Raw genomic sequence first — 11,963 nt, 5'->3', positions numbered from 1 at the left:
GTCAGCGCCGTCCTGCAGCACGGGCAGGCCGAACGCGCCAGCACCACCGGCTCGCCCCGGGGAAGGCGCCAGGCCAGCACGCCCAGGAACGACCCGACGAAGGGCGCCAGCAGCAGGGGCAGCCAGGGGGCGCACAACATCGGCGGACACGGCATCGGCGGGCAGGTCAGGGGTTGCAGATCTGCGTCGCCGTGTTGGCGGTATTGCCGCTGGAGCCGGCCGAACAGAGGTCGTAATCATGGCCGGGCCGCTCGGACGGGTTGCGGTAGATATAGGGATGGTGCCAGGGGTCCAGCGGATCGCCCCCTTCCTTGACGTACGGGCCGTTCCAATTGTCGGCCCCGGCCGGGCGGGCGACCAGCGCGTGCAGTCCGTCCTCGGAACTGGGATAATTGCCCATGTCCAGCCGGTACAGGTCCAGCACCTGGCCCAGGCGCTGGATCGATTCGCGCGCCACCGAATTCTTGGCGCCGCCCAACTGGCGCAGCGCGGCGGGCGCCACCAGGCCGATCAGCAGGCCGAGGATGGCGATCACGACCAGCAGTTCCAGCAGCGTGAACCCGTCGTCACGGCCGCGCGCCGGGCGTAAGCGGGGTGTCGGGCCCGACAAGGAGAACTGCGCGGATTTCGGCATATTGAACCTGCTTTCCTGTGATATGGGACGAGGTGCGTGCATCAGGGCAGGCATCGAACAAAGGAAGGGCCCGGCCCCGTCATGGCAATCGCGTACCTCGGCTGCATGGCGCTCGCCGCTTCGATTTATCATCTGCCCCCGCGTGTCCTGCCATCGATCCAGGCCGTGGAAGGGGGGTGGAACGGCTTCGTGCATCACAACGCGAACGGCACGGATGACCTCGGCGTCATGCAGGTCAATACACGCTGGATCGATCCGATTGCAAGGTTCACCCATGTCGCGCCGCTGGTCGTCTACCGCAATCTTCTGGAGCAACCGTGCTATAATATCAGCGCGGCGGGGGCGATCATGCGCCTGTACCTGAACGAGACGCATGGCGACCTGATGCGCGCGGTCGGCGATTATCATTCCCATACCGCCCTGCTGAACCAATCCTATCAGGCGCTGGTGCTGGCCTGGGCGCGGCGGTTGTTCCGCCCGGCGCGCCAACCCGTGGGGCGCCGGCCGTAAAGGGCGCCCCTGTCACCGGGCCGGCGTCGCCACGCGTATCGCGCTGAATCGGGTGCTGCCGCCGTCGGAAAACAGCGAGACCCGGTCGCTGCCCGCCGGGGGGAAGATCAGGTCGGTCATGCGCAGCACGCCGCCATTGGCGAAGAGTTCGACCGAACTGCGATCGACCACCAGATGCAGCGACACCACGCCGCCCGGCGCGGCCAGATGGGCGATGTGGACCAGGCTGAATTTGGGGGAAAACCCGACATTGCCGGAATGGCCGCGATCGAGGGTGAGATTTCCCTTGGCGAAATCATAACTGATCACCGTGCCGGTCCTGCCGTCCGGCGTCTGCCGCACGACGATCCCGGCGCGTGCGGCGCCGCCCCGCCGCAAGGTCAGACGGATATCCATGACGTCGCCGCGGACGGGCGCGCGCCATGACTGTCCGCCGCCCACGACCCGGTCGCGATAGGTGGCGACACCCTGCCGGCGCACCCAGTCCTCATACGAGGGCGCGGGGGTCTGGACCAGCGTCGGCCGGCCCTCGACCGTCTTCAGCGCGAGTGCGACGGGCAGCGTCATCTGCCCGCGCCAGGGCGCCGTCGGCACCGCGTCGGCGTAATCCCAATTATTCATCCAGCCGATCAGCAGGGGCGCGCCGGGTCCGGTATTGGCGAAGCGGGTCGTCGCATAGTGATCGGCGCCGTGGTCCAGCCAATCATAGGCGGCCGGATCCGACCCCGCCGGCGGCAGCGAATCCGGCGTGAAGGTCACGCCGTCGAACCGTCCCACGAAATATTGCACCCCCGATCCGCCGGCGATGCTCCAGGGATTGACGCTGACGATCATCACCCAGCGCTTGTCATGGGCGTTGCCGTCGAGAGGAAGCGAGACCAGAACCGGCATTTCCCACAACATGCCGGGCTTGCGATAGCCGGACGGCTGAAAATCGCTGAGAAACGACCAGTGCAGCAGGTCGGTCGAACGATACAGCTTGACCACCTGGGCGTCGCCGACGACGGTGGCCATGACCCAGCATTTTCCGTCGGGATACCAGAAGACGGACGGGTCCCGAAACTGCCTGGAGTCCGGATGCAATGTCAGGATCGGGTTATGGTCGTAGGGTCGCCAGCTTGCGCCGCGATCCAGGCTGTAGGACAGCGATTGCGCCTGCGTGCCGTCGGGGTGGGCGGGATTGTTGTAGAAAACCGACGTATGGAATGCGAGCAGCGGCGGCGCCGAGGCGCTGCCGAGGCCCGAGCGGTTCTGCCGGTCATAGATGACGGAACCGGAGAAGATATCCTCGTTCGCCGTGGCGGGGATGGCGATGGCGTCCTCATGCCAATGAACCAGGTCGGGGCTGGTCGCATGGCCCCAGGACGTGTGGCCCCAGACCATGCCGGCCTGGTTGTACTGGTAGAAAAGATGATAGGTGCCATCAAGCAGGAACGGGCCGTTCGGGTCGTTCATCCAATGGGCGGCAGGTGAAAAATGCAGTGCCGGCCGCCATTGCGGCGTCTGCCCGTCCTGCGCCCCGTCCTGCGCCCGCGCGGCCATGGGCAACAGCGACAGCAGACATGCCGCCAGAATGCGGCCCCAGCGCGCATGGACGATGCGCCGGCCGGCCGTTGATCCCACGTTTTTCATCCTGCGTGACATACCCTATTCCATGAACCCGAAATCGAAAGACCAGCCTGCCCCAAAATTGCTTCGGGGGACAGGCCGGCCCATTCTTGCTGCGTTGACCTGGTCGCTATTGAGCCGCGTTGACGAAGGATGTGACGCTGCCCGTCGTACCCTGGCTGACCTGCATGTTCTGGCTGATCAGATCCTGGATGAAGCCGGCGATGTTGATGTCCGCCCGGTTGGCCGGAATGTCGCCATAGCCGCCCAGGCCGCCATTGCCGTAACGCAGATCGACCACCGACGCATCGGACCGGATCCGCAGTCTCACCGTCGGTGACAGCGTGCCGCCACGGCGATCTTCGACCGTGTCGATGAAGGATTCGACCAGACCGCCCGGCATCACGTAATGCGAGTAGGACTGGAACGCCCGCGGATTCTGCAGCGGGTTGGGAGCAAAATCCGTGCCCGCCGGCGTGTTGAGGTCCGTCGGGTTGCCCATCACCAGGCCGCTGCCATAGTTCATCGGCTGGAAGTCGCTGCGGATACCGTTGCCGACGAAGCCGTACACGCCATCCGGACCATCCACGCCCGCCGCATAGGTCGAACGATGGCTGATCGTGAAGATGTAGTATTTGTCCTTCCTGATATAGACCTGCGGGCGCTCGGTCTGGTCGTTGACGCAGTTGGCCGAAATCAGGGGCGGCAGGAACGTCCATTTGGACAGCGACGCGTCATCGGCAACCGCCAGGCCGATCGTCGCCTTCTGGTAATAGGCCCCGCTATCCAGAACCTGCTGCAGGGTCTCGGCATTCGGGTCGCCCGGACGATAGCCCAGGTCGGCGTCGGTGCAGTTCGGAACGCCGAGCTGGCCGGCGGTATTGCCCTCGAACACCATGTAGTTCACGCCGGGATGGTTCGGGTCCTCGAAGGTGAACGGATCGCGGAAGTTATAAAACGGGTTCTGCGCCCCGTTCTGGTACAGCACCCCGTCGGGACGCAGCAGCGGCGTGTGTTTGGTAAAGCCGGTGAACCAGACATGGTTGAAATCGGCGTGGATCCGCCCCAGGGTCTGGGTGATCACCGCCTGGGCGGGGGTGATGTCCTGCCCGGCCGCATTCCGGTTGAACGCCATGTCGGTGTAGAATAATGATACGCGGTTGCCGTTCGGGTCCAGCAGGCGCATCGACCCCGACCATTCCGCCGTCATCGTGTAGGTCGTGCCGGCGAAGACCTGTTCCTGCGCGCCCTCGGGGATGATGTGCCCACCATAGATCCAGCCGCCATTCGCCGGACGCTTGTCGGCCGGAATGCCGGCGCGGCGGTAGAAGAAACCGATCCGCGCATGAACGTGACGATCGTCGAAAGTATAACCGGCATTCGGGTCGGCGGTCAGGCTGAAGATGACTTCCCAGCCGTTATAGCTGAACTGGTTGGCATGCTTGTCGATCAGCGTCCAGGTGTCCCACACCCAGACATCCGGGTTGATCAGCGGGAAATCCTCGGGGATATCCGGCATGACCAACTGCCCGGGCAGCGAGTTCTGGCCCGCCGCGACCGACGGGTCGGAATGCGCCTTGATCTGCATCGCGTCGGCGCGCGTCCAGCGCGACGTGAAATCCGCATCGGGCGCATAGGCCTGCTGCGTGTGGATCGTCGGCAGCGGGAAGCCGGGCACACCCTGCGCAAACGCGGTCTGGGCCCCTATGGACGCGATGAAGGATCCAGCCAATGCCATTTTGAGCATCGGTCTTTTTTGGCGTTCGTTCGCCATTGCCATTCTCCTGAAGCAAGACACTCCTGTGGCTGCGGAAATATTCCGCAGCCCTGCAATCATCGAAAAATCGTTGATATATAGAGACTTGCCCTCTCTCACCGCCCCCTTGAGCGGCGCCGAGAAGATCACGAAGAATTTATATTTGCCAATTTCTGCCGAATGACAATCTGATGACAGAGCCTTTCCGGCATTTTATTTCAAATCAAAAACAATATAATGTACGCCTTGAGATTAAATATGTTTATTTTTTACGACTTATTAATCACATTGCGAACGCGATAACGCGCCAGGATATTCTGGTTTTTAAAAAACTGGTTTTTAAATACGGAAAAAGCTGCGTCCAACACGGACGTGGCCACCCGGATACCCGGATATTCGAGCACGCGAAGAGCTTCTACCCGATCGCGTCTCGCGGCAAGGGAACGGCATGACGGACCGAATAGTTCCCGGACCCCGATAAATCAACAAGAGGACGCCAACGCGAGGCATGCGGGCGATTCGGCATTTGCACGTTCCTTGCCCGTGATGATGGGTGCGCTCCGTGCGGGCCAAGCGTGACCGGCGACGTGTGGAAGCGCGCCGCCTCTTCCATACCCGAGGCGAACGAGAGACGCTGCGTGACCGGGGTCACGGCAATGACCGGAACATGGGGGTGAGCGGAAAAATATGGAAACGAACAGTTTCATTCATTTTCGTTTTTGCGCGAACAGAAGGATGTTAACAAATTCCCATCGGCAACGGCTCCGAGCCGGGCGCCTGATGAATTTGGCATGATCCGTCCAAGGAATTTTGAAATGTCCCGATATCTTCTGACGATTTCCGCCGCGACCGGGGTCCTTCTCACCGCTCTGGCCGGCAGCGCCTCGGCCCAGGTTCCGGCCAAGCCCGCCGATGTCCAGGCCGGCACCTATCAGGTCGAGTCCAGCCATACGCAGATCGGCTTCTCGCTGCTGCATTTCGGCTTTACCAATTATTCGGGCCTGTTTTCGGGCGTGTCGGGCAGCTTGACGCTCGATCCCAAGAACCCGGCGGGATCGGCGCTGAACGTCACCATCCCCATCGCCTCGGTCCAGACCACCAGCGACAAGCTGACCGGCGAACTGAAGGGCGCGCAGTGGTTCGACGCCACCCAGTTCCCGAACGCCACCTTTACCTCGACCAAGGTGACGGTGACCGGCAAGGGCCGTGCCGTGGTGACCGGCAACCTGACCATCCGCGGCATCACCAAGCCCGAGACGCTGAAAGTGCGCTTTATCGGCGCGGGCGTGAACCCGCTGGACAAGAAATACACGGTCGGGTTCGAAGCCACCGGCACGATCAACCGCAGCGATTTCGGCGTGAAGATGTACGTCCCCTATGTCGGCGACGCGGTGGATCTGCGCATCGCCGGCGCCTTCGAGCGTCAGGGCTGAGCCCGTCATGCCGGCCAGTTCCGACAAGGCCGGCACGGCCGGCCGCTACGATCCGGTTGCGATCACCCTGCATTGGGTGATCGCCGCCGGAATCCTGACCCTGATCGGCATGGGCCTGGTCATGGACCACCTGAAACTGCCGCCGATGCAGGTCTTCAAGCTCTATCAACTGCATAAATCGATCGGCATCACCACCATGCTGGCGGTCGGCCTGCGCATCGTCTGGCGGACGTTCCACACGCCCCCTGCCCTGCCGTCCGGCATGCCGGACGCCGAGCGCCGGGCCGCGCACGGGGTGCATTGGCTGCTCTATGGCCTGCAGGTGCTGCTGCCGGTCAGCGGCTGGGCGCTGGTCTCGGCCTCGGTCTTCAATATTCCGACCGTGCTGTTCGGCGTCGTGCCCTGGCCGCATCTTCCGGTCCTGGCCACGCTGCACGACAAGGCGCCGGTCGAAGCCGCGCTGAAGACCCTGCATCACTGGAGTGCCTGGATCCTGACCGCGATCATCGCCCTGCATGCCGCCGCCGCGCTGCGCCATCATTTCGTCCTGAAGGACGACATCCTGCGGCAGATGCTGCCCGCCCGCCGTCGTGCCCCCCGTTCAAACCCCGTCTGACAGGCTTCGCTTCCATGCCCCATCCTGCGTCTTTCCCCATTCCTTCATCCGCGCGCATCAGGGGCGCGCTGCTGGGCGCGGCGCTGCTGCTGCCCGGCGCGCACGCCCTGGCCGCCGGCTGGACCATCGATCCGGCCCACAGCACGATCGCCTTTACCGGCACGCAGACCGGCGCCAGGTTCACCGGCCATTTCAAGACGTTCGGCGGCACGATCCAGTTCGATCCGGCCCATCCCGAAGCCGGGCACGCGCTGATTACGATCGACGTCGCCTCGGCCGCGACCGGCGACGCGCAGCGTGACGAGGCCATGCCGGGCGCCGATTGGTTCGATATCGCCAAATTCCCCAAGGCGACGTTCGAGGCCCGGAATTTCCAATCCAAGGGCGGCAATGCCTATGTCGCCCAGGGCACGCTGACCATTCGTGGCGTCAGCCAGCCCGAGACCCTGCCCTTCACGCTGGATATCACCGGCGGCACCGCGCATGCCAAAGGCCATCTGGACCTGGTCCGCACGCCCTTCGGCGTGGGCCAGGGACCGTGGGCTAGCGGCCAATGGGTGGCGCTGGAGGTCGGCGTCGACATCGACATCACCGCCCACGGCGCCTGAGCCGAGACATATCCGGGCATTCGCCCATTCTTCATCCCGTCATTGACGACGGCAGCTCCTACAACAGCGGCGCCGCGCGACTCATGGGTCGCGCGGCGCTTGGCGTTTTTGGGGCCGGAAATCCATGGTGCTCGATCATGCATTTTTTGGAATCAATGCATTTCCATCATTTCCATTTAAACGATGATCGCCGCGGTCTATCTCTTCCCCTGTAGCAGGCCGATACGGCCGGGAGGCATCACATGATAGACGTCAGATCATTCGACAGCCTGGGCGGAGCCGATCATGGCTGGCTGAAGGCGAAACATCATTTCTCCTTCGCGGAATATCGCGACCCCGAGCGCGTGCATTGGGGCAATCTGCGGGTCTGGAACGACGACACCATCGCGCCGGGCACGGGCTTCCCCGCCCATCCGCACCGCGACATGGAAATCATCACCTATGTCCGCAAGGGCGCGATCACCCACCAGGACAATCTGGGCAACAAGGGCCGCACCGAGGCCGGCGACGTGCAGGTGATGTCCGCCGGCACCGGCATCACGCACAGCGAATACAACCTGGAGCCGGGCGAGACTCAGATCTTCCAGATCTGGATCATCCCCACCGGGCACGGCAAGGCGCCAAGCTGGGGGGCCCGTCCGTTCCCCAGGGAGAACCGGGCCGGTCATTTCGTCACCCTGGCCTCGGGCTATGACAGCGATGCCGACGCGCTGCCGATCCGCACCGATGCCCGCGTTCTGGGCGCGACGCTGAAGGCCGGCCAGACCGCCGAGTATGTCCTGGGCACCGAGCGCTTCGCCTATCTGGTGCCCGCTACGGGCGCGGTCGAGATCGACGGCGTGCGGGTCAATGCCCGCGACGGCGCCGCAATCTCAAAAACCGACACCCTGCGCGTCACCGCCCTGGAGGACGCAGAAATCGTCCTGGTCGACGCCGCCTGACAAGCGGCACCCGCCCGCCGGTCGGCGGGCGGGTGCTTTGCCGCGTCGCGGCACCGCCGCGACTCTGGCGAAAGCAACTCTGGCAAAAGCAACTCTGGCCGCCGACGCGCTCTTATCGCTGGACGGCAGCCGGAGTCCGTTCGGCGACGGAGCAAGAACGCCATGATCAAGATCCTGGGCATATCGGGCAGCCTGCGGCGGGCGTCCTTCAACACCGCGCTGCTGCATGCCGCCCCGCCCCTGCTGCCCGAGGGCGCCAGCCTGGAATTCCATGCCGGGCTGCGCGACATCCCGCCCTATGACGAGGATGTTCGCCAGGCCGGGTTTCCCGCCGTGGTGGCGGAACTGCGGCAGAGCGTGCGCGACGCCGACGCCCTGCTGATCGCGACGCCGGAATATAACCGGTCCATCTCCGGCGTCCTGAAGAACGCGATCGACTGGGTGTCCCGCCCGCCGGACCAGCCCTTCAACGGCAAGGTGGTCGCCATCATGGGCGCCAGCCCCGGCGCCCTGGGGACCGGGCTGGCCCATTACCATTTACGCCAGGTGCTTTCGACCCTGGGGGCCTATGCGGTGCCGGGGGCGGAGATGCTGGTCGGCAACGCCGCGACCAAATTCGACGCCAGCGGCGCCCTGACCGACGATCCGACACGCGTGCATCTACAGAAACTGCTGAACCAGCTGGTGGTGCTGGCCGGCCGGCTGCGCTGACATGCCGATGCCGGGCATTGCCGTCCGCGCGACATTGCAGGCCCTGGGATGCCGATCACGAATCCACGAGCGCGATTGCAGCCATGCCAGACCGCACGCATGTCGAGACAGCGACTTGGAGCCGGTTTCTTCCGCTATCGGCCGGTATCGGCTGGCGGTATCGGCGGAACGCCGTCTCTGAAAAGTTCGTGAGAGAGCATCCGTGTGACCGGGCCCACCGCCCAGCCGCGCATGCTTGAGAGAAGGCTGCCTGTCATGCAAGTCAAGGACGTCATGACCTCGCCGGCGATCGGGATCGCGCCGACCGATGCCATTACCGATGCCATCCGGCTGATGCTGGAACACAGGGTCAGCGGGCTGCCGGTCATTACGCCGACCGGGGAACTGGTCGGTGTCGTGACCGAAGGCGACCTGATGCGCCGCAGCGAGCTGGACACCGAGGCCGCCGTTTCGTGGTTCGGGAACCTGTTCCGCACGCCCGGCCGGCAGGCATCGGATTACGTGCACAGCCATGGGCGCCGGGTCGGTGACGTCATGTCGGAGCGGCCGGTTTCCATCTGGCCCGAGGCGCCGCTGCGCGACGCCGTCATGATGCTGGCCCTGCACAATGTCCGGCGGCTGCCGGTCGTGAAAGACGACCAGGTGGTCGGCATTATTTCCCGTTCCGACATTCTGCGCGCCCTGCTGCCCCTGATTCCGCAGGACCATGCCGTCTCGGACGACCGGAACATCCGCGAGGCGATCCTGCGGGAACATCGCAAGGTCCTGCCCTGGAGCGCGCGCACGCTGATCGGCGTCGACGTCGCGAACGGCGTGGTGGAACTGACCGGCACGGTCACGGACGATCGCGTGCGCACCGCCGCCCGCGTGGCCGCGGAAAACGTCAAGGGAGTCGTATCCGTGGTCGACCATGTCGTCTACACCAACCCCTATGAAGGCGTGACGATCCCGCCGCCGCCGCTGCTTTAGGCCGGCGCGCGCCGGACAATCCCCAGGAAACCAACCGAGAGAGCACGGGATCGGCGCCGCCGGTCGCACGCGGCTTTGGACAGGAGCAGACGATGACCCGCAATATCGTGATCGTCATTGCGGACGGCGAGCATGCGCGCTTCGTGCGGCCCGCCGAGAACCATGCCCTGCATACCGTGGATTCCTTCGATTCCGTCGTCGCGCACCGCCAGACCTCCGACCTGGGCGACGATGCGCCCGGCGCCAGCTTCCATAGCGGGTCGAGCGCCCATCATGCGCTGAATCCGCGCCATGACCGGCACCATGTCGAAATGGAGAAATTCTCCCGCCTGGTGGCAAGCCATATCAACGACCATTACCAGGGCTGCGATGGGATGGTGATCTTCGCCCCGTCACGCAACCTGTCGATCATCGTCGATCACCTGAAGCCGGACCTGAAGGGGCGGCTGGTCGGCACCGACGACAAGGACCTGGTGAAAATCCCCGACCACGCGCTGATGACGCATGTGGCGCCTTTCCGGCTGAAGCTGGGCATATGATCCGCCCATCCGCCCATCACCCGTCCGCCCATCCCCAGTCCACCCATCACTGGCCGCATGAGGTGCGCCATGACGGTGTCGTCCGACACGCTTCGCTGGTTCGACGCGATCCGGCTTGAGGATCTGCCGCTGGTCGGCGGGAAGAATGCGTCGCTGGGCGAGTTGTACCAGGCGCTTTCGGCGCAGGGCATCCTGGTGCCCAACGGCTTCGTCCTGACGGCGCGCGCCTATGACGACGCGCTGCGGGACGCCGGCGCGTGGCCTGCCCTGCATGCTCTGCTGTACGGCCTGGACACGACCTACATCGCGCTGCTGGCGCAGCGCGCGGCCCAGGCGCGGCAGATCGTTTATGCCGCGACCGATAGCGCGCCGCTGCGCGAGGCCGTCGCCGGGGCCTATCGCCGGCTGGAGGCGCAATATGGCGCGGGCGTCCCGGTGGCGGTGCGCAGTTCGGCGACCGCCGAGGATCTGCCCGCCGCCAGTTTCGCCGGCCAGCACGATTCCTTTCTGAATATCGGCGGCGCGGAGGCCGTCTTCGACGCCTGCCGCCATTGTTTCGCGTCGCTGTTCACCGATCGGGCCATCGTCTATCGTGCCAATAACGGGTTCGATCATTTCAAAACGGGCCTGTCGGTCGGAGTCATGAAGCTGGTCCGCGCGGACCGCGCGGCCAGCGGCGTCGTCTTTACCCTGGATACCGAATCCGGCTTCCGCGACGTGGTGCTGATCACCGGGGCCTGGGGACTGGGGGAGAATATCGTCCAGGGCACGATCGACCCGGACGAGTTCTATGTGCACAAGCCGAGTTTTCGCCAGGGGCACCGCGCCGTGCTGCGCCACGTGCTGGGCGGAAAGCAACTGACGATGGGCCTGGCGCCGGATGAAGGGGGCACGGCCACCCGCAATGTGCCGACGCCGGAGGCGCTGCGGGCGCGCTACTGCCTGGAGGATGACGAGATCCTGCATCTGGCCGGACAGGCGATGCTGATCGAGGCGCATTATTCCGAGCGTGCCGGCCATCCGATGCCGATGGATATCGAGTGGGCCAAGGATGCGGACGACGGCCGGCTGTATATCGTCCAGGCCAGGCCGGAAACCGTGGCCGCGCGCAAGAATGTCGCGATGCTGGAGAGCTACGCGCTGAAGGGAAGCGGGCGCGTGCTGGCGCGCGGGCGGGCGGTGGGCGAGAAGATCGGCAGCGGTGTCGCCCGCATCGTGGCCAGCCGGGACGACCTGAAATTCTTCCGCCCCGGCGAGGTGCTGGTCGCGCCGTCGACCAATCCGGACTGGGAGGCCGTGATGAAGACGGCTTCGGCCATCGTCACCGACCACGGGGGCCGGACCTGCCATGCCGCGATCATCGCCCGCGAACTGGGCGTGCCCGCCGTGGTGGGCACCGACGCGGCGACCCGGGTGCTGCGCAGCGGGCAGGCCGTCACCGTGTCCTGCGCGGGCGGCGAGAGCGGCACGGTCTATGACGGCGCCATTCCCTTCGCGGTCAGCAGGGTCGATGCCGGCCTGCTGCCGCGCCCGCGCACGCCCGTCATGGTCAATCTGGGCAATCCGGACCTGGCGTTCCGCACCGCCCTGATGCCCTGTGCCGGGGTCGGGCTGGCGCGCATGGAATTCATCATCAGC

Annotated in this window: 15 protein-coding genes; 11 read left to right on the top strand and 4 right to left on the bottom strand. The window is 65.0% G+C overall.

Annotated features, from left to right (window positions below; all coding sequences use genetic code 11):
• Together HUK84_RS23745 and gspG are read right to left on the bottom strand one after the other, a co-directional pair.
• Positions 1-140 (bottom strand): prepilin peptidase (locus tag HUK84_RS23745; protein WP_176639309.1); only part of this gene is annotated, 140 nt, incomplete at its 3' end.
• 26 nt (positions 141-166) lie between these two features.
• Complete coding sequence (gene gspG, locus HUK84_RS05150; protein WP_176639308.1) at positions 167-634, bottom strand: type II secretion system major pseudopilin GspG; 468 nt, start codon at positions 632-634, stop codon at positions 167-169.
• Between the two features lie 81 nt (positions 635-715).
• Between gspG and HUK84_RS05145 the strand changes: the two genes are divergently transcribed.
• Positions 716-1,144, top strand: a complete 429-nt coding sequence (locus HUK84_RS05145; protein ID WP_176639307.1) for a lytic transglycosylase domain-containing protein — start codon at positions 716-718, stop codon at positions 1,142-1,144.
• A gap of 12 nt (positions 1,145-1,156) precedes the next feature.
• Here HUK84_RS05145 and HUK84_RS05140 read toward each other — a convergent pair whose 3' ends face one another.
• Positions 1,157-2,767: a glycoside hydrolase family 32 protein gene (locus HUK84_RS05140; protein WP_317135238.1), complete on the bottom strand. Its 1,611-nt coding sequence runs from the start codon at positions 2,765-2,767 to the stop codon at positions 1,157-1,159.
• Between the two features lie 115 nt (positions 2,768-2,882).
• Positions 2,883-4,526 (bottom strand): glycoside hydrolase family 68 protein, encoded by a 1,644-nt coding sequence (locus tag HUK84_RS05135; protein ID WP_176639306.1) that lies wholly within the window; start codon positions 4,524-4,526, stop codon positions 2,883-2,885.
• On the opposite strand from HUK84_RS05135, the gene HUK84_RS05130 reads away from it, so the two are divergent.
• The 10 genes from HUK84_RS05130 to ppsA form a co-directional block, all read left to right on the top strand.
• Positions 4,459-4,692 (top strand): hypothetical protein, encoded by a 234-nt coding sequence (locus HUK84_RS05130; RefSeq protein WP_218064224.1) that lies wholly within the window; start codon positions 4,459-4,461, stop codon positions 4,690-4,692. The genes HUK84_RS05135 and HUK84_RS05130 overlap by 68 nt on opposite strands.
• A 7-nt stretch (positions 4,693-4,699) precedes the next feature.
• Complete coding sequence (locus HUK84_RS05125) at positions 4,700-4,960, top strand: hypothetical protein (RefSeq protein WP_176639305.1); 261 nt, start codon at positions 4,700-4,702, stop codon at positions 4,958-4,960.
• A gap of 363 nt (positions 4,961-5,323) precedes the next feature.
• Entirely contained in the window at positions 5,324-5,941 is a 618-nt protein-coding gene (locus HUK84_RS05120) for a YceI family protein (RefSeq protein WP_176639304.1), read from the top strand.
• A 7-nt stretch (positions 5,942-5,948) separates the two neighbouring features.
• The gene (locus HUK84_RS05115; protein WP_176639303.1) at positions 5,949-6,557 is read left to right on the top strand and encodes a cytochrome b; all 609 of its coding nucleotides are present in this window, start codon (positions 5,949-5,951) and stop codon (positions 6,555-6,557) included.
• A 14-nt stretch (positions 6,558-6,571) separates the two neighbouring features.
• The gene (locus HUK84_RS05110; protein WP_176639302.1) at positions 6,572-7,165 is read left to right on the top strand and encodes a YceI family protein; all 594 of its coding nucleotides are present in this window, start codon (positions 6,572-6,574) and stop codon (positions 7,163-7,165) included.
• Between the two features lie 242 nt (positions 7,166-7,407).
• On the top strand, positions 7,408-8,106 hold the full coding sequence (locus HUK84_RS05105) for a pirin family protein (protein WP_176639009.1): 699 nt from the start codon (positions 7,408-7,410) through the stop codon (positions 8,104-8,106).
• 162 nt (positions 8,107-8,268) lie between these two features.
• On the top strand, positions 8,269-8,817 hold the full coding sequence (locus HUK84_RS05100) for an NADPH-dependent FMN reductase (protein ID WP_176639301.1): 549 nt from the start codon (positions 8,269-8,271) through the stop codon (positions 8,815-8,817).
• 255 nt (positions 8,818-9,072) lie between these two features.
• Complete coding sequence (locus tag HUK84_RS05095; RefSeq protein ID WP_176639300.1) at positions 9,073-9,786, top strand: CBS domain-containing protein; 714 nt, start codon at positions 9,073-9,075, stop codon at positions 9,784-9,786.
• A gap of 92 nt (positions 9,787-9,878) precedes the next feature.
• Positions 9,879-10,325 carry a host attachment protein gene (locus tag HUK84_RS05090; RefSeq protein WP_176639299.1) on the top strand — a complete coding sequence of 149 codons (447 nt, stop codon included), beginning with the start codon at positions 9,879-9,881 and terminating at the stop codon, positions 10,323-10,325.
• Positions 10,326-10,394: 69 nt separating this feature from the next.
• Positions 10,395-11,963: phosphoenolpyruvate synthase (gene ppsA, locus HUK84_RS05085; protein ID WP_176639298.1), on the top strand; the 1,569-nt coding region annotated here is incomplete at its 3' end.

Origin of the sequence: Nguyenibacter vanlangensis (assembly GCF_013376155.1) — a bacterium.
GTDB classification, from domain to species: Bacteria; Pseudomonadota; Alphaproteobacteria; order Acetobacterales; family Acetobacteraceae; genus Gluconacetobacter; species Gluconacetobacter vanlangensis.
This window is presented reverse-complemented; position numbering and strand designations above follow the sequence as displayed.